Annotated in this window: 17 protein-coding genes; 2 read left to right on the top strand and 15 right to left on the bottom strand. The window is 68.2% G+C overall.

Annotated elements, in window-relative coordinates; genetic code table 11:
* The 5 genes from WD271_01400 to WD271_01380 form a co-directional block, all read right to left on the bottom strand.
* On the bottom strand, positions 1–201 hold a 201-nt coding region (locus tag WD271_01400; GenBank protein ID MEX1006483.1), incomplete at its 3' end, for an amidohydrolase.
* Positions 202–572: 371 nt separating this feature from the next.
* Positions 573–1,772 carry a crosslink repair DNA glycosylase YcaQ family protein gene (locus tag WD271_01395; GenBank protein MEX1006482.1) on the bottom strand — a complete coding sequence of 400 codons (1,200 nt, stop codon included), beginning with the start codon at positions 1,770–1,772 and terminating at the stop codon, positions 573–575.
* A 23-nt stretch (positions 1,773–1,795) separates the two neighbouring features.
* Positions 1,796–2,656 carry a MaoC/PaaZ C-terminal domain-containing protein gene (locus WD271_01390; protein MEX1006481.1) on the bottom strand — a complete coding sequence of 287 codons (861 nt, stop codon included), beginning with the start codon at positions 2,654–2,656 and terminating at the stop codon, positions 1,796–1,798.
* A 27-nt stretch (positions 2,657–2,683) separates the two neighbouring features.
* A complete protein-coding gene (locus WD271_01385) occupies positions 2,684–4,492 on the bottom strand; it encodes a CocE/NonD family hydrolase (GenBank protein ID MEX1006480.1) in 1,809 nt (602 codons plus the stop codon).
* On the bottom strand, positions 4,492–4,863 hold the full coding sequence (locus WD271_01380; protein ID MEX1006479.1) for a VOC family protein: 372 nt from the start codon (positions 4,861–4,863) through the stop codon (positions 4,492–4,494). The genes WD271_01385 and WD271_01380 overlap by 1 nt, the downstream gene beginning before the upstream one ends.
* Positions 4,864–4,884: 21 nt before the next feature.
* Here WD271_01380 and WD271_01375 point away from each other — a divergent pair, with 21 nt between their 5' ends.
* Both WD271_01375 and WD271_01370 read left to right on the top strand, forming a co-directional pair.
* A complete protein-coding gene (locus WD271_01375; GenBank protein MEX1006478.1) occupies positions 4,885–5,703 on the top strand; it encodes an enoyl-CoA hydratase-related protein in 819 nt (272 codons plus the stop codon).
* Between the two features lie 28 nt (positions 5,704–5,731).
* Complete coding sequence (locus WD271_01370) at positions 5,732–7,885, top strand: acetate--CoA ligase family protein (GenBank protein ID MEX1006477.1); 2,154 nt, start codon at positions 5,732–5,734, stop codon at positions 7,883–7,885.
* A 24-nt stretch (positions 7,886–7,909) separates the two neighbouring features.
* Here the strand turns inward: WD271_01370 and WD271_01365 are convergent, their stop codons facing one another.
* The 10 genes from WD271_01365 to WD271_01320 form a co-directional block, all read right to left on the bottom strand.
* Complete coding sequence (locus WD271_01365) at positions 7,910–9,457, bottom strand: class I adenylate-forming enzyme family protein (GenBank protein MEX1006476.1); 1,548 nt, start codon at positions 9,455–9,457, stop codon at positions 7,910–7,912.
* A complete protein-coding gene (locus WD271_01360) occupies positions 9,415–11,061 on the bottom strand; it encodes an AMP-binding protein (GenBank protein MEX1006475.1) in 1,647 nt (548 codons plus the stop codon). Before WD271_01360 ends, WD271_01365 begins: the two co-directional genes overlap by 43 nt.
* 13 nt (positions 11,062–11,074) lie before the next feature.
* Positions 11,075–12,214, bottom strand: coding sequence for an epoxide hydrolase family protein (locus tag WD271_01355; protein MEX1006474.1), 1,140 nt, complete (start codon positions 12,212–12,214; stop codon positions 11,075–11,077).
* Positions 12,215–12,226: 12 nt separating this feature from the next.
* Positions 12,227–12,568 carry an STAS domain-containing protein gene (locus tag WD271_01350; protein MEX1006473.1) on the bottom strand — a complete coding sequence of 114 codons (342 nt, stop codon included), beginning with the start codon at positions 12,566–12,568 and terminating at the stop codon, positions 12,227–12,229.
* A 136-nt stretch (positions 12,569–12,704) separates the two neighbouring features.
* Positions 12,705–13,649: a VWA domain-containing protein gene (locus tag WD271_01345; GenBank protein ID MEX1006472.1), complete on the bottom strand. Its 945-nt coding sequence runs from the start codon at positions 13,647–13,649 to the stop codon at positions 12,705–12,707.
* Positions 13,646–14,575: a DUF58 domain-containing protein gene (locus tag WD271_01340; protein MEX1006471.1), complete on the bottom strand. Its 930-nt coding sequence runs from the start codon at positions 14,573–14,575 to the stop codon at positions 13,646–13,648. Before WD271_01340 ends, WD271_01345 begins: the two co-directional genes overlap by 4 nt.
* Entirely contained in the window at positions 14,572–15,684 is a 1,113-nt protein-coding gene (locus WD271_01335) for a MoxR family ATPase (protein MEX1006470.1), read from the bottom strand. The genes WD271_01340 and WD271_01335 overlap by 4 nt, the downstream gene beginning before the upstream one ends.
* Positions 15,685–15,787: 103 nt before the next feature.
* The gene (locus WD271_01330; protein MEX1006469.1) at positions 15,788–16,990 is read right to left on the bottom strand and encodes a thiolase family protein; all 1,203 of its coding nucleotides are present in this window, start codon (positions 16,988–16,990) and stop codon (positions 15,788–15,790) included.
* Positions 16,991–17,008: 18 nt separating this feature from the next.
* Entirely contained in the window at positions 17,009–17,404 is a 396-nt protein-coding gene (locus WD271_01325) for an OB-fold domain-containing protein (GenBank protein MEX1006468.1), read from the bottom strand.
* A 96-nt stretch (positions 17,405–17,500) separates the two neighbouring features.
* On the bottom strand, positions 17,501–17,748 hold a 248-nt coding region (locus tag WD271_01320), incomplete at its 5' end, for an ABC transporter ATP-binding protein (GenBank protein ID MEX1006467.1).

Genomic DNA, 17,748 nt, shown 5'->3' with positions numbered 1-17,748 from the left:
GTAGCCCGCGCCCTGGAGGACGATGTCGCCACCGGGGTGGTACTCGACGTGGGGACCGGCCTCACGGAACTTCGCCGGCAGGCGAGGAGTCCAGATGTCGGGCGGCTCGACCAGATGGGCGTCGAGGTCGATGATCGGCGGGATCTTCGCGATCAACTCGGGCGACACGTCGGACGGCACGTCGGATTGGGCCAGCTGCACCAACGAACTCTACCTGGACGCTTCGAGCGAGACGATTGTGCCCGGCGTAGTAGCCCTCGGCGGTGCGTACCTGCGCTGGCGTGAGATGGAGCCACCGCGCGGTCCTGGCGACCGCGGTGCTCGCATCAGTCACCGCGTAGTCGGCGAGCACCATCACGATCTCCCACACGTCGGGACCGCCGGAAAGACCGGCGCGCCGCCCGGCAGGTCCGTCACGGAACACGACACCGGGGTGGTCTTCCATCCGCATGCCCTCGTCGACGAGTCGCGCCACGAGCCCCGACGCCGGCTCGCCCGAACGTGTCGAGCGGCGCCGCAACCGGCGAGCGACGTCGTCGGGGAACCGGACCGAGATGGGAGAGCTCATCGCGCTACATTGCAGCGCGTAGAACTCGTGCGAGATCACCCGCGTTACGCACCTGAACGCGGTCGAGGTCGAGCCACGCGGCCATCGCGCGCAGCTCCTGCCACAACTCGCGCGCTACGTGCTTCTTCTCCACGCGGGGTTCGGCGAACGCGCTCTGGACGAGCAGCGCCCCGTTCTTGCGGTCGGCCTTGAGGTCGACGCGGGCGACGAGCGTGTCGCCGAGCAGGAACGGCACCACGTAGTAGCCGTGTATGCGCTTCGCCTCCGGGATGTAGATCTCGATGCGGTAGTCGAACCCGAACAGCCGCTTGACGCGATCACGATCCCAGATCATCGAGTCGAACGGCGAGAGCAACGCTCGTGCATCGATCTTCGCCGGCACGCGCGCGGCCGGCTCGAGAAACGCGGGAACACGCCAACCGTCGACGGTCACGGGTACGAGGCGGCCGTCCTCCACGAGATCGGCAAGCAATGCCGGGACACGCGTGATCTTCGGATCAGCGCGACGGTCGAGGTGCGCGCCGATGCCGAAGTAGCCGGCGAGATCCTTCATGGTGGCCACACCCAACGCGCGGACCGCGAGCACGATCAGCTCGCGCTTCGCGTCCTCCGGATCAGGTACCGGCGCTTCGAGCACCGCGCGTGGAATCACCCGCTCGGTGAGGTCGTAGAGCTGCTCGATGTTGCGGCGCCCGGCGACCGCGACGCGGCCCGACAGCTGGAGCCACGTCATGACCCGCTTGCCGTCGTTCCAGGACCAGCCGCCGGCGTAGTTACCCCGGCGACCCCGGTCGACCAGGTCGGAGACGGCAATCGGTCCGCGTGCCTCGACCTGCGCGAGGACCGCAGCGATGAACGGCGGCGCGACGTTCCTCCCGTGTCCCGAGAAGCGGGCGGCATGCGCGTCCATCCGCCAACGGAACATCGGGTAGAGCGCCGTGGGAAGGAGCGACGCCGCATGCCCGTAGTACTCGAACAGCTCGTGACGGTCGTACGCCAGCTTGTCGAGCGCACCGATCGAATACGGCCCCAGGCGCGAGTACGCCGGCATGTACTGCGTGCGGACGAGCACGTTGATCGGATCGATCTGGAACGCGTGCACGCGCGCGGCGACGCGGCGGATGTCGGCAAGGCCGGGTTTGCCCGCCGGGCGCGCGGAACCGAACCCCTGCGCGGCGAGCGCGAGGCGGCGCGCTTCGCCCAATGACAGTTCTGCGGGACGACGCGTTAGGCGAGGAACGTGCAGCGACCCTGGTCGATGACGACGTCGCCGTTCTGGACCTCGGTGCGGAAGAGCGCCTCGCCGCCGTCGATCCACATCTTCACGGTGAGCGCGTCGCCCGGGTAGACGGGCTTCGAGAAGCGCGCCTCCATGCTCTTGAACCTCGCGGGATCAGAGTCGCACAGTGTGTGCAGCAACGCCCGACCGGTGAATCCGTACGTGCACAGACCGTGCAGGATCGGCCGATCGAAGCCACCCATCTTGGCGAACTCAGGATCCGAGTGGAGCGGGTTGCGGTCACCCGAAAGTCGGTAGGTGAGCGTCTGATCGGGCCGGGTCTGGTAGGTGACCGTGTGATCGGGCTCGCGTTCCGGCGGGACGTTGCGCGGACCCGATGGACCGCGCTCGCCGCCGAAGCCGCCCTCCCCGCGGATGAACATCGAGTTGCGCGTGGTGAAGAGGGGCTCACCGGTTGCCGCGTCGACCGACGTGGACTCGTTGACGATGACCGCCGCCGAGCCCTTGTCGTACACCCCGATGATCTTGCCGGTCGTGCTGACCTTGCCGTCGACCGGGACCTCGCGGTGCAACTCGATGGCCTGCTCGCCGTGCACGAGCATCGCCATGTTGAACGTGCCGATGTTCGCCATCCCGCTGCCGCCCATGCCGACGATCACCGCGAATGTCGGCAGCACCCGCTGCTGGATGTCCTTGGAGTTCTCGGTGGTGAACTCGAGCTCGAACCCCGTGGGGTCGATGCTTCCCGCACCCACGCCGACGGCGTAGAGCAGCGCGTCCTTCGAGTTCCAGGACCGCTCGGTGGGCGGGCCGGGCTCGGCGCTGGCGGCATCAGGATTGATCGGCATGTGTATCTCCTTGGTTCAGAGGTCGGCCTATTCAGTGATCGGGTCAGGGGCCGGGATCACGGGAAGGATCAGGCGGCTCGCGTGGATGGTGTCGTGGAAGACGGTTTGGCTCGCCGGCTGGATGTCGGCATCGGTATCCGTACCGACGGGCTTCCCGCAGTTGGAGTTGGGCTCGAAGTGCGGGTAGTTGCTCGACGAGATCTCGAGCCGGAGGCGGTTGCCCGCGGCAACGAGCGCGCTGATCTCCCACAGCTCGATCGTGAAGCGATACGCCGCGCCGGGCGCCAGCGGCGTGGGCGCGAACGCACGCGCGCGCACGATGCCGTCGCACAGGTTGATGGCGCGACCGTCGGCGTGTACCTCCACGAGTTTGGCGGTGAAGTCGGTGTCGGGTGCGGAAGTGGAGGCCCACAGCTCCACGGTGACGGGACCCGTGATCTCGGTGGGACGGGAGAGGGGCTCCGAGGTGTACACGAGCACGTCGTCACGGGTCTCGACGTCGCGCTGGTCGAACGCGCCCGCGACCGCACCGCCGACGCCGAGCAGCCTGCCGCCCCGTGTCGGAACGGGGTCGCGCGGGTCGTACACGAAGGTGTCGACCGATTCCTCGCTCGGCGGCTGCTGGTCGAGCAGACCGTCGCCGTCGCTCGTGTTCGCGTTGCCGCCGCTGTGGAGATACCACGAGGACCACTCGGTCCGCGCGAGTGGCCATTCCCACTCGTCGCGCCAGATGTTCTCGCCCATCACGAAGATGCGAATCGGCGCGGCATCGAGCATCGGCGCAGGCCGATCCTGCAACCAGTGGCCGAACCACTCGCGCCGGAGGGGTTCCAGGTCGAGGACGGCATTCGGCCCGAAGTCGATATCGCCGACGACGGAGATCTGCGGGGTCCAGTGCGGCCAAGGACCGATGATCAAGCGCTGCGCGCGTCTCGCTTCGTCGGTTGCCGCGTGTGCTCGCATCCCGACGAAGTTCGCGATGGTCCCGTTGACGTTGATGTCGTACCAACCACCGACGTGGAACGCGGGCAGGTCGAGCTTGCGGTAGTGCGACCTGTGGTCGAGCTCCACGAAGTACGGATCGTCTCGACGTTCGCGCGCCAGGCTGCCGGCCATCCAGGGCGCGATCTTGGCAAGCAGAGGGTTCTCGCGGAGCGGGCGGTACCGGAAGAGCGGCTCGACCATCTCGGCCATCCGGCGATTGCGCTCGGCGAGCACCTCTCCACCCGCGAGCACCGCAACGATGCGCGCCTGGACATCGAGCAACTCCTCGAGCTCGGGTTCGGGTGCGCCGATCCGGCGCGCGTGCGAGGCGCCGACCGCGGCCGCCCAAGCGACGCGATGTGCGAGCCGCAACGCGCCTCCCGTACCGAACCACGTTCCCCAGTACTCCGCGCTCGCGACTTCGGGCGCGATCGCGACGAGGTGTGGTGGGCGCGCGATGGCGGCAAGCCATTGGGTGTACCCCATGTAGGACGCACCGAACATGCCGACGCGGCCATTCGACCAGGGTTGCGCGGCCGCCCATTCCACCGTGTCGTACCCGTCGTCGACCTCGACCCCGATCGGGGCCCACTCCCCTTCGGACTCGAAACGACCGCGGCTGTCCTGGTACACGACCGCGTACCCGGCCCGCACGAGGTCCGACGGCGGCGCGCCCAGGAGACCCATCTGCAGCATGTCGCGCCCATACGGCGTGCGGGAGACGAGCACGGGCATCGTCTGGTCGGCGGCCGGGCGCCACACGTCGGCGTAGAGCAGGACGCCGTCGCGCATCGGGATCGCGACGCTCCGCTCGAGGATCACGTCTTCCTCGACGAAGGTGGTCGCTGCCATCAGGGCACGAAGGGCTTGGTGAGCACTTCCATGTTGTTGCCGTCGGGATCGAGGAAGTAGAACCCGCGACCGGGATAGGTGTTGATCTCGCCTTCCTTCTTGTGGGCGGGATCGGCCCAGTACGTGATCCCCCAGTCGGTGACTCTCGCGAAGATCTCGTCGAACTCGTCGTCGCTGACGAGGAACGCGAAGTGGCCGGGCACGAAGTTGTCGCGGTCGTCGTAGTCGAGCGTGACGCCGTTGCCGACCTCGACACACATGAAGTGCGCGAACGCGGTGGGCGGTTTCAGACCGAGCACACCCGAGATGAACTCCGCCGACGCCACGCGGTCCTTGCTCGGCATGATCAGGTGGTTCAGCTGGACACTCATGGTGATCGGTACCCTAGCCCCATGAGTGACAACGAAGAGATCCTGTTCGCCGTCGACAAGGGCGTACTGCGGATCACGCTGAATCGCCCCGAGATGGGCAACGCGATCACGCAGGCCCAGCGGGTCCAGCTCGCGAAGTGGATCGAACGGGCGAACGAAGACCACACGATCCGCTGCGTGGTGATCGGCGCGACCGGGCGGTTCTTCTGCACGGGCGCCGATCTGCGCGGCCAGCGTGGTCCCGAGGAAGAACGCCCCGAAGGGCAACCGGAGCGGGTCGTCGGCGATACGCGGCGGATGATGCTGCGCGGCGCGATCGCGACGGTGAATTCGATTCTCGACTGCGAGAAACCGGTGATCGCGGCCGTTCAGGGCACCGCGGCGGGAATCGGATGTCACATCGCGTTCGCGTGCGATCTCGTCGTCGCGTCCGAAGACGCGAAGTTCGTCGAGGTCTTCGCCCGCCGAGGGCTCGCGATCGACGGGCTCGGCGCGTGGCTCCTCCCCCGGCTGATCGGCCTCCAGCGTGCGAAGGAACTGGTGTTGCTGGCCGAGGATGTCTCGGCGCAGCGCGCGCTCGAGATCGGGCTCGCGACGCGCGTCGTTCCGGCCGCCGAGCTCGAGAAGACGGTCGACGCGCTTGCGAACCAGCTGGCCTCCGGGCCGACGAAGGCGCACATGGTGAACAAGTGGTTGTTGAACCGGTCACTCGACGTCGACCGGCACTCGCTCGCGGGTGACGAAGCCTGGATCGTCGACATCATGGCGAACACGAGCGACTCCGGGGAGGGGGTCGCCAGTTTCGTGGAACGGCGCCCACCGAACTTCCGCGGGTTCTAGTGCCAATGGGCCTCGTGTGCCAGTAGACATGCCGGTCGACGTGAGCGGCCGCGCGCTCGAGCTGCGGCCGATCGAGTGGACGCTGCTGTTCGCGCCGAAGCGCGTCGTGGTGATCGGTGCAACCGACACCGAGGGCACGCAGCAACGTGCGCAGTTCACCCAAACGCGCGATCGGCTGGGAGCGCGCGGCGCCGACGTCGTTCCGGTGCACCCGACGAAGCCAGACGTCCTCGGCACGAAGGCCTATCCGAGCATCGCCGACGTGCCCGGCGACGTGGACGTCGCGATCGTGCTCGTGCGCGATGCGCTGCCCGCGGTCGAGGAGTGCTTGCAGAAGGGGGTTGCGTTCACGGTGGTGTTCTCGGCCGGCTTCGGCGAGGTGGGCACGGCCGAGGGCACCGAAGCGGAGGCGCGCCTCGCCGCACTCGCGAGCGGGCCGATGCGGGTGATCGGCCCGAACACCAACCTCAACATCTTCGAGCCGTGGCCGCAGGGTTTCCCCGGCAAGAAGCTCGTAATCATCACGCAGTCGGGCTACCAGGGGCGGCCGATCGCGCAGGGCCAGGTACTCGGCATCGGCATCGAGTCGTGGGCGACCATCGGCAACGAGGCCGACCTCGAGTGGGCGGACTTCGTCGGCCACTACGTCGACGTCGAGAACGTTGGTGCGATCGCGACGTACGCGGAGGGCTTCCGCGACGGGCGCGCGCTCATGCTCGCCGCCGACAAAGCCGCACAGCGACGCGTACCCATCGTCGCGATCAAGATCGGGCGCACCAAGGAAGGCCGCGCGATGGCGCAGGCGCACACCGGGCATCTCACCGGCTCCGACGCGGTGCATCAGGCGGTGTTCGACCAGTTCGGTGTGGTCCGGGTCGACGATCTCGACGAGGTCATCGAGATGTCGGGCATGTTCTGCCACACCCACCTGATCGACGGGCAGGGTGGTGTGGGTGTGTACGCGATGTCGGGCGGCACCGCGTCGCACGTCGCCGACCTGTGCGGTACCGAAGGCGTGCTCGTGCCCCGGTTCGCGCAGCACACGATCGACGCCCTGGGTGAGTTCGTACCGTGGTATCTGCGGCGCGACAATCCGCTCGACTCCGGTGGCGTGATCACGGCGCGGCCGGAGAACCGCACCGTGCTGGAGTTGATGCTGGCGGACCCGAACGTCGACATCCTGTTCGCACCGATCACGGGCGTGTTCCCGGGGATGAGCGACGCGCTCGCGAAGGATCTGATCGAGCTCCACGAAACGAGCCGTAAGACGGTGATCGCGGCGTGGACGTCGCCGATCCGCGACGACCCTGCGTACCGCGCGCTCTGCGAGGCGGGCGTGCCGTTGTTCCACTCGTTCGGCGGCGCGGTCCGCGGCATCAAGGCGCTCGTGGAGTTCAGCCACTTCACGCGGAACTACCGGAGCCCGTTCACGAACGTGCCGAAGCGACCATCGGCGGCGGCGCCGATCGCGCGTGCGCTCCTGGCCAAGGGCGGCGCGCTCGACGAGGTCGCGGCCAAGGAGCTGCTCGCGGCCTACGGCATCCCCACGGTCGACGAGCACGTGGCGACATCCGCTTCCGACGCGGTGAGCGCGGCGCGGGCGCTCGGGCTGCCGGTGGTGATGAAGATCCTGTCGGCCGACATCGCGCACAAGTCCGACCTCGGGCTCGTCGCGGTGGGCGTCGAAACGCAGGCCGCGGTACGTACGACGTACCGGCGTTTGACGGAACGCGCGCGCAGCGTTGCGCCCAATGCGACCGTCGACGGCGTGGTCGTACAGACCATGGTGCAGGATCCTGTGGCCGAGGCCATCCTCGGGCTGTCGCACCAAATCCCGTTCGGCCCCACGATCCTCTACGGCCTCGGCGGCATCTTCACCGAGGTGTTCGAGGACGTCGCATTCCGCGTACCACCGTTCACCAGAGCTCAGGCGCGCGCGATGGTGGAACAGACGCGCGGGGTGAGGCTCCTGCGCGGCGCGCGCGGCCGTCCGGCCGGCGACCTCGACGCGCTCGTCGAGGTGATCATGAAGCTCCAGCGACTCGCGCTCGAAGTCGGCGACGACATCGCGGAGCTCGACGTCAACCCCCTCATGGTGATGCCCAAGGGCGCGGGAGTCGTCGCCGTCGACGCCCTGATCATCCCCACCCAGCACGAACCTGCGTCGTTCAAGGTCGTATAGCGCCCACAGACGACGCAGGTTTCGTTAGGTGAGGTGTGCGCGGAGGGCTGTCTTGTCGATCTTCATCATCGTGGGGGTGATCGGCAAGGCGTCGACGAACTCGACGCGGTCGGGCGCCTTGTAGTCGGCGAGACGCTCGCGGCACCACCGCTCGAGCTCGTCCGCCGTCGGCGGTGACGCGGGATCGGCCGGCACGACGAACGCCACACCGATCTCGCCGATCACCGGTGCCGGGTGACCGAGCACCGCGACCCGCTCGACTCCCGGGTGCTCCGCCAGCACGTTCTCGACTTCGAGCGGGTACACGTTGTAACCACCGCGGATGTACATCTCGGTGATGCGGCCGCACAGCACGAGGTTGCCGTCATCGCGAAAGAAGCCGAGATCACCGGTTTGGATCCATCCGTCGCTTGACATGGTCTCGGCGGTGCGTTCGGGGTCGTTCCAGTAGCCGCGCATCTGGCAGCGCGTGCGCATCCGGATGATGCCGGTCTCACCCTGCGGCACTTCCTCGCCGTCTTCGCTCACCAGCACCATCTCCACGCCGGGCAGCGGTCGTCCGACGGTGTGCAGCAGCACCTCGACGGGATCGCCGGGCTCGGTGCCGGTCATGGTCGACGACTCGGTACACGCGTAGCGGACGACGATCGGGCAGCCGAGCCGCGTGCGCATCTTCTCGGCGAGCTCGGGCGACACCGGCGCCGAACCGGTGCCCGCGAGCCGCAACGACGACAGGTCGGCGGTCGCGAGCTCGGGCAGGTCGACGAGCTTCGCCCACTGCGTGGGTACGCCCTGCCCGCCCGTGATCCGCTCCCTCACCATGAGGTCGAGCATCGCCTCCGCCGACCACGCGCCGGGCAGCAGCACGCACGTGATCACGAACGCGAGCTGGTCCCACACCTTGTTCATGTAGCCGGCGTGCGCGAACGGGATCGGCATCGACCGGCGGTCGAACGGCGCGCTCAGGATGCCGCTCATCTCCGCCGACGCCCGGAGCGCGCGGTGGTCGAACCACGCGCCCTTCGGCATCCCCGTGGTGCCGCTCGTCCACACGATGCACGCCGGGTCTTCGGGGCGTATCGCTGCGAGCGACGGCAGCGCTCTCCCTTGCGCGGCTGCGCGCGGCATCTCCGCACGCGACATCACCACGCCGGGTCTGAACGCGCCGACCGGTACCGGGTCGCCCGCCGACTCGTGGATCAGCGCCGCGGGCGTGCACTTGCCGAGGATCGCGGTGATCTCGTTCGGGCCCAGCCGTGTGTTGACCCCGGTCGCCACCGCACCCAGCCGGCTCGCGGCCGCATAGCCCACCGCGAAGTCGATCGACGACGGCAGGAGCAATGCGACGACGTCACCCGATCCCACTCCGCGTTCCGCCAACGTTGCGGCGAGCGAGTCGGCGCGGCGCACCCATTCCGAAAACGTGACGCGCTCGTCGCCTTCCACGTACGCGACCGCGTCAGGGAACGCGTCTGCGACCTCACCGAAGAGCTCGCCGAGCGTGGTGCTCCGGAACTTCGGTTGCTCGGTCAGCGCTTCTCGACCTCGATGCCGCTCTTGTCGGCGTCCCACGTGTTCGGTCCGACGCCCTCCTCGCGCAGCTGGGCCTTCAGGATCTTCTTCATCTCGCTGCGCGGCAGCTCGTCACGGATCTCGATGTAGCGGGGCAGCGCGAAGTACGGGATCGCATCGAGCGACCAGCGGTAGAGCTCCTCTTCGGTGATCGTCGAGCCCTCCACGACCTCCACCGCGACCATGATGTCGTCTTCGGTGACGGGGCTCGGCACGGCGAAGACCGCGACGTCGGCAATCGCGGGATGACGGATGAAGACCTCCTCGAGCTCGTAGCTCGAGACGTTCTCGCCGCGGCGGCGCATGTAGTCGGCCTTGCGGTCCATGAAGTAGAGGAAGCCGTCGACGTCGAAACGGCCGATGTCGCCACTGTGCATCCAGAGGTTGCGGAACATCTGCACGGTGGCGTCGGGCCGGCCCCAGTAGCCGTCGAACATCACGTTCGCCTTCCGCGGCCGGCCGACGATCTCGCCCGGCGTCTCGACCGGCACCTCGTTGTCGTCGTCGTCGAAGATGCGGATGTCCCAGTACTCGTCGTTGACGATGCCCGCCGCGTTGGGCTTGTTCTCCATGCCCGGCGGCAACCAGCACCAGAGCGAGCCTTCGGTGGTGCCGTACGCGGCGTCGAAGGGACGGATGCCGAACCGCTCGATGCACTGCTGCGCGACCGCGGGCGGCATGGGCACCCCCGACATGAAGCGCAAGGTCGTGTTGGCCTCGGGCATCCCGGAATCGGGCGCTTCGGGTCGCACCGGGTCGTTGGCGATGAGCGTGACCATGCTGCCGAGGGTGCTCGCGTGCGTGGCACCGGTGCGGTTGACCTCCGGCCAGAAGTTCGACACCGAGAACTTCTTGTAGATCGCGGCGCGTCCACCGGTGAGCAGCGTGCCGACGAGCACGACCGATACCGCGTTGTAGTGGAACAACGGGAGCGGCGTCCACACCACGTCGTCGGGGCCACGCTCCCACATGATCGCGATCTGCTTCGCGAGCGTGACGCAGTAGTTGTTGTTGATCACGCAGCCCTTCGAGAGGCCGGTGGTGCCCCCGGTGTAGATGAAGCAGTGCAGGTCGGTCGGCGACATCGCAGGCTTGCTCGGCGCGTCGTCGGCCGACATGACCTCGCTCCACGCGTGCCAGTTCGTGCCGGGCGTGGTGCCAAGAGTTCCATTGGCAGGATCCCCACCCAGCACGACGACGTGCTCGAGCGTGTCGATCGAATCGGCGACGGCACGCGCGCGGTCGGCGACGTCGCCATCGATCACCAGCACCTTGGCGCCGGAGTCGGCAAGCTGGTGGCGGAGGTACTCCCCCTTGTACGCGGTGTTGATCGGCACGCTGACCCCGCCGAGTTGCACCGCACCGAACTGTGTGACGACGGCTTCCGAGGAATTCTCGACGAGGGCGGCGACGCGATCACCCTTCTCGAGGCCGTAGGCCCGCATGGCGTTCGCGAATCGATCGGCCGCACTGAACAGCGTGCGCGCGGTCCACTGCTCGCCGTTGACGTCGAACAGCTCGCGGTCGGGATCGGACTCGAGCCGTGCCTGGATCAGCTCGGCCACCGTCCACGCGTCGCCGTCGGCCCACACGCCTGCGGACATCGCTTACCTGCTCTCAGCGCACGAGGCGGAAGAACGCACGCACCTCGTCCACGAAGGTTTCGGGCTGCTCGAAGGCGGCGAAGTGGCCGCCGCGGTCGAGCTCGTTGAAGTATCGAAGGTCGGTGAACCGCTGCTCGACCCAGCGGCGCGACGGCCGGAAGATCTCCTTCGGGAAGATCGAGCAGCCCGACGGAACCGTGACCGGCTCGGTGTTCTGCTCGTGGAAGCTCTCCCAGTAGAGGCGCGCCGACGACGCCCCGGTCCCGGGCAGCCAGTAGAACATCACGTTGTCGAGCAACTCGTCGCGCGACAGCACGTTTTCCGGATGACCGTCGCAGTCGGTCCAGTCCCAGAACTTCTCGACGACCCATGTGCACTGGGCGGCGGGTGAGTCGACCAGGCCGTAGCCGAGCGTCTGCGGGCGCGAAGCCTGTTGCGTCGAGTACCCGGAGCCCCACCGGCTGTAGTACGCGGTGGATTCGAGCGACGACTGCTCTGCCGGAGTGAGGTCGGTCATCATCGACGCGTCGAGCGCCACGAGCGGGAGCTGGACGTGGACCCCCACAGCATGCTCCGGGTCCTGCTGGCCGATGCTCGTGGTGACGAACGAACCCCAGTCGCCACCTTGCGCGCCGTACCGCGAGTAGCCGAGGCGCGCCATCAGCTCGACCCACGCGCGCGCGATCCGTTCGATCTTCCATCCCGCGCTCGACGGCTTGTCGCTGAACCCGTAACCCGGAAGCGACGGGCACACCACGTGGAACGCATCGGCCGCGTCGCCACCGTACGCACTGGGATCGGAGAGGGGGCCGATCACCTTCTGGAACTCGACGACCGAGCCGGGCCAACCGTGCGTGAGCACGAGCGGGAGCGCGTCGGCATGTGGCGACCGCGCGTGGACGAAGTGGATGCCGAGACCGTCAAGTTCGGTGCGGAACTGCGGGAACGCGTTGAACCGCTGCTCGGCCGCAGCGAAGTCGTACCCGCGGGCCCAGTACGCGCACAACGACTGTGCGTACGCGAGCGGTACGCCCTGCGACCAGTCGTCGACGGTCTCGGCTTCCGGCCAGCGCGTGCGCGCGAGACGATCGCGGAGGTCGGCGACCGCGTCGGGCGCGATCTCGACGCGGAAGTCCGTGATCTCGCCAGGCATGCGCGGGCGAGGTTAGCGGAGCGTGAGGAGCTGACCGGAGGGTGCGACGTCGAAGACCTGGGTGACGGCAGGCGACGGCGAGGTCACGGCCAACTGGATGCCGTGCTCGTGGGCGAAGCGCCAGGCCTCCACCAGCACCGCGACCGCCGACCCGTCGGGCAACGCGACATCCTTCATGTTGATCGCGATCGCCACCGGGTGCTCTTTCGCCAGCGTGAGGAGCTGGTTGCGGAACTGTCCGGCGGACGTCCGGTCGATCTCGCCGATGATGCCGATCTCCACGCGGCCGTTCCCCCGCGAGATCGAACACGAGAACACCGAGGGGTGCAGGAGCGGTGAATCCCCGGAGGACATGTGGGCCCCCTCCTCCGTCACGTAGGCGGGCCTGAGGCACCCGCTCCGACAGGAAACGACCCGGAAACGCCCGGACTTGACCGAGAATCGCGCCTGGATCCCTCCCTGTGACGGAAGTAACGGCCCTCACGCACGATCAGGGCAGGCGACTGGTCCAGACGAGGGAGGCGGCGGCGGCGGCGAAGCCGAAGAGCAGGGCCGCGCCCACGAACCAGACCGTGACCTCGCGGCGTCGGGTGACCTCGGCGAGGCGGCTCCCGAGGTCTTCGTAGGTCTTGCGGAGGTCGTTCTCGGTGGCAGCGGACGCGAACCGGCCGCCGGTGTCGTCGGCGATCTGGCGCAGTGCCTCACGGTCGGCCGGGACCGGGACCACTTCGTCCTGGACCACCACGGTGCCGGAGTCGGTGCCGAACGCGATCGTCGACACTTTCACACCCTTCTTCTTCGCAGCCGCAGCGGCCTCGGCGTTCGGACGGCCGGCGTTCGTGGCACCGTCGGACAGCAGCACGATGCGAGCCGGCGGCCGCTTGCCCTTGTCGAGCGGCGAGTTCTCGATCGCGTCGATCGACGCGAAGATCGCCTCACCGATCGCGGTCTGCTGTTGCAGCTGGAGGTTGGCCACCGCGCCCCGCACGAGCTCACGCTGGTGAGTGGGAGGCACGAGCACCCCCGCGTTGCCCGCGAACGCGACGAGGCCGAGGCGGAACCGCTTCGGCAACGAATCGACGAAGGTACGAACCGCACGCTGCGCGGCGCGGATACGCGTGGGCTCGACGTCGGTCGCCCGCATCGACTGCGAGACGTCGACCGCGAGCATGACGGTTGCCGTCTCGCGTGGCACCTGCACGGCGCGTGCCGGGCGCGCGAAGGCGAGGACGATGAGCATCAACGCCAGCAACAAGCACACGGCGGCGAGGTGACGTCGCCATCCGGGCCGCCGCGGCGCGACCGATGCCAGGAGGTCGACGTTGGTGAACCGGACCGCGTACTGGCGGCGCTGACGCTGCACGAGCACATACGCGATTGCAAGGACCACGACGAACACGAGCAGCCACAGCCGGGATGCGGCGAAGAAACTCATCGAGCGGGTGCCACGCGTGCGGTACGCCGGCGCTTGCGCGTGACGACGTACTTGACCAGATCGAGGAGCCAGTCGCGGTCGGTGCGCAGCACGACGTGCTCGGCACCCGCGACGCGGACGTCTTGCGCGATGCGCGCGCGCTGGCGCGCGGCTGCTTCGGCGAAGCGAGCGCGCACCCGCTCGCTCGCGGTCTGCACTTCGACGCGACGCCCGGTTTCGGTATCGACGAACGTCACGAGACCGACGGGCGGAAGCTCCACCTCACGAGGATCGAGGATCTCGACCGCGAGCACGTCGTGGCGGACTGCGAGGGCGCGCAGCGCGGGCTGCCAGTCGCAATCGGTGAGGAAGTCGGAGATGACGACCACCAGGCCGCGGCGGCGAGCGAGTTTGGCGACGGTGCGCAGCGCGCCGCGCAGATCGCCCGCCGGCGCCTGCGCGTGCTCGGCACGCGGTACCGAGTCGATCCGATGGAGCAGCGCAAGCATCGCTTCGCGTCCGGCGCGCGCCGGAACAAAGAACGTTCGGTCGTTTCCGAGGACGAGAGCGCCGACGCGGTTCCCGGCTCGACTCGTGAGAAACCCGACCGCGGCGACCATCGCGAGCGCGAGGTCGCGCTTTTCGAATTGCGCGGTTCCGAAGTCGAGACTGGCCGAGCGATCGACCACGATCCACGTCTCGAGCTCGCGGTCGGCAATCGTGTCGCGCACGTGCGGGATCGTGGTGCGCGCGGTGACCGCCCAGTCCATGCGGCGCACGTCGTCGCCCGCCTGGTACTCGCGACTCTCCCCCGCCTCGGAACCGGGCGCGGGCACGAGACCCAGGTGATCACCTTGCAGCAGTCCGTCGAGGCGACGGAACACGTCGAGCTCGAGGCGGCGGAGCGTGGACTCGACCCGCGGCGCGGACGCGGCGCCGTCGTTCATGCCGTGCGCTCGTCCTGTTCGGCCTCGGAACCGGGCGCACGCGCGCCGGCTTGGCGTTCAGGCACAGAGCCGGCCGTGAGCCCCGCGGGCCGAGCGCCCGGCATGCGCTCCTGGCTCGGGGCGATCCGTGGGAGCTGGATCGCGGTGACGACACGGTTGACGATGTGGTCGGCCTCGACGCCGTCGGCCAGCGCCTCGTAGGAGAGCACGATCCGGTGGCGGAGCACCTCGGGGGCGATGTCGTACACGTCTTGAGGAAGCACGTACGTGCGGCCACGGACCAGTGCGAGCGCGCGCCCCGCGGCAACGAGCCCGAGTGTGGCCCGCGGGCTCGCCCCGTAGGCGATCAGCGGCTCGAGGTCGACGAAGCCTTGGTCCTTCGGCGCGCGGGTCGCGAAGACCAGGCTCACCGCGTACCAGATCACCGCGGGATCGACGTAGATACCGTCGACCGCTTGCTGCAGCTCCAGCAACTCGTCGGCGTCGAGCACGGACACGGGAGACGGCGGATCGACACCCATCCGCGTGACGATCTCGAGCTCCTCGGTGGGTGTGGGATAGCCGACGACGACCTTCATGAGGAAGCGGTCGCGCTGTGCCTCAGGGAGCAGGTACACACCTTCGGACTCGATCGGATTCTGCGTCGCGAGCACGAGGAACGGGTCGGGCACGGGGTGGGTGACGCCGGCGATCGACACCTGACGCTCGCCCATCACCTCGAGCAGCGCCGACTGCACCTTGGCCGGCGCGCGGTTGATCTCGTCGGCGAGCACGAAGTTGGCGAACACCGGGCCGAGCTCGACGTCGAACCGCTCGCTCGACGGCCGGTAGATGCGCGTGCCCACGAGGTCGGATGGCATGAGGTCGGGAGTGAACTGGATGCGCGCGAACGTGCCGTGCACGGTTGCCGCAAGGGTCTCCGCGGCGAGCGTCTTCGCGAGCCCGGGAACTCCTTCGAGCAGGCAATGGCCACGCGCGAGCAGGCACACGAGGAGCCGCTCGACCATGCGGTCCTGCCCGACGATGATGCGCTTCACCTCGAACAGCGTGCGTTCGAGGCGCGCCGAGGCGACGGCTGCGGTCGCGGAATCCGTGGGCTCGGGAGACACTGCGCTCCTCAGAAGTTGGGGGGCAAGAGTCTTCGAGATTCTACGTCGCCCGAACCCGTTCGGATTTCGCCTCGCTCAGGCCAAACTCAGGGTGCGCTCTTGGTTACGCGGCGGCCTTCTCGAGGATGTGGATGCCGCACGCCGAACCGAGCCCGATGACGTGCGCCATGCCGACCTTGGCGCCCTCGATCTGACGGTCGCCCGCTTCACCTCGCAGCTGCGTGGTGATCTCGAACACGCCCGCCGCGCCGGTCATGCCGATCGGGTGACCCTTCGAGAGCAGACCGCCCGACACGTTCACCGGAGACTTCCCGTCGCGCCACGGAGCACGCGAATCGATGAAGTCTCCCGCGCCGCCCGGCTCGCAGAGCCCGAGGTTGTCGTAGTGGATGAGCTCGGCAGTGGCGAAGCAGTCGTGCAGTTCCACCAGGCTGAGATCGGAGGGACCGACGCCCGCCAGCTCGTAGGCCTGGGCCGCCGCGTTCCGGGTGAGCGTGTTGACGTCGGGCTGCACTTGTGCGCCTTCCGTCCACGGGTCGGAGGTGAGGATCGACGCGCTGATCTTCACGGCCCGCTTCCGCTGCTCGAGCGAGAGCGTCTTCAGCTTCGTGTCGGACACGAGCACGACCGCGGCGGCACCGTCACCGGTGGGGCAGCACATCGGTAACGTGTTCGGCCACGAGATGACGCGTGCTTCCTTGATCTCGTCGAGCGTGAACACCTTGTTGTACTGCGCGAGCGGGTTCAGCGCCGAGTGCGCGTGGTTCTTCTCGGCGACCTTGGCGAATTGCTCGAAGCCCACGCCGTCGTGCTCGTACGCGTACTCCATGCCGGCCTGGCCGAACACCGCGGGCATCGTGCCGGAACCGAGATAGCCGTCGACGTTCAGGACCGCGCCGTAGCGGCCGCCGGGTTCGTACACCTTCTTCTCGGTACGGGGCAGACCGCCGCCTCCGAGGAGACCCATCTTGCCCATCTGCTCGGCACCGATGGCGATGCCCATGTCGGCCTCGCCGGCCTTGATCGACATGTAGACGGTGCGCACGGCGGTGGCGCCGGTGGCGCACGCGTTGATGACGTTGTACACGGGAATGCCGGTCTGGCCGATCTGCTTCTGGATCTGCTGACCGATGCCGCCCTGGGCGAACATGCAGCCCGACGCCAGGACTCCCATGTCCTTCATCGTCACGCCGCCGTCGGCGAGCGCGTTCAGGGACGCTTCCGACGCGAGGTCGATGACGTCCTTGTCGGGGTAGCGGCTGATCTTGGTCATCGACGCGCCCAGCACCCAAACGGCTTCACTCATGACAGATCTCCCTTTTCCTTAGACCGGTTCGAAGCCGAAGGCGACGGCTTCCGTGCCTTCGTCGTCAGTGGCGGCGACGAAGGTCGTCAGCCGCACCTTCATTCCGAGCGAGATCTTCTCGGGCTCGGGCTCGACGTTCACAACATTGGCCTTCACCTGGCCGCCACCGTCGAGATCGACGACCGTCGACACGTACGGTACCGGCACGCCCGGGCCTGCCTGGTGGACGACCGCGAACGACCGCACCACGCCGGTGGTCCCGAGGGTCTTCTTCCCGAAGGACGTCTTCCCGCAGTGGGCACACGCGTTGCGGCGATCGAAGTAGATCGCGCCGCACTCGGTGCATTCGTTTGCCACGAGGTGCGGGTCGTTGCCCAGCGTGAGGTAGTCGACGATCGGGATCTGCTTGGCCATCTCTCTCGCTTTCGGCCCTGCGGGCCGGGCCGCTCGGGCCCCGCTCGCTGCGCCGCAGGGTACCTGCGACGCAGGCGCTCGCTTCCGGAGGTGAAGTTACCCCGTGGACGGAGCCGCGACCATTTCGTCGGAATCGGCCTCGTCGTCGTGACCCGCGAGGTGTTCGGTCCAGGCCGCATACATCTCGGCGTATCGCCCGCCCGCGGCGACGAGCTCCTGGTGCGAGCCGAGCTCGATGATCCGGCCGTCATCGACGACCGCGATCCGATCGGCCCGCATCGCGGTGGACAGGCGGTGGGCCACGATGAGTGCAGTGCGCCCCTCGAGTACCGCGTCGAGGCCGG

It is taken from the genome of Acidimicrobiia bacterium, from assembly GCA_040880805.1.
Classification (GTDB): Bacteria; Actinomycetota; Acidimicrobiia; order IMCC26256; family DASPTH01; genus DASPTH01.
The sequence above is the reverse complement of the archived record's forward strand: the minus strand, read 5'-3'. Positions and strand labels throughout refer to the sequence as shown.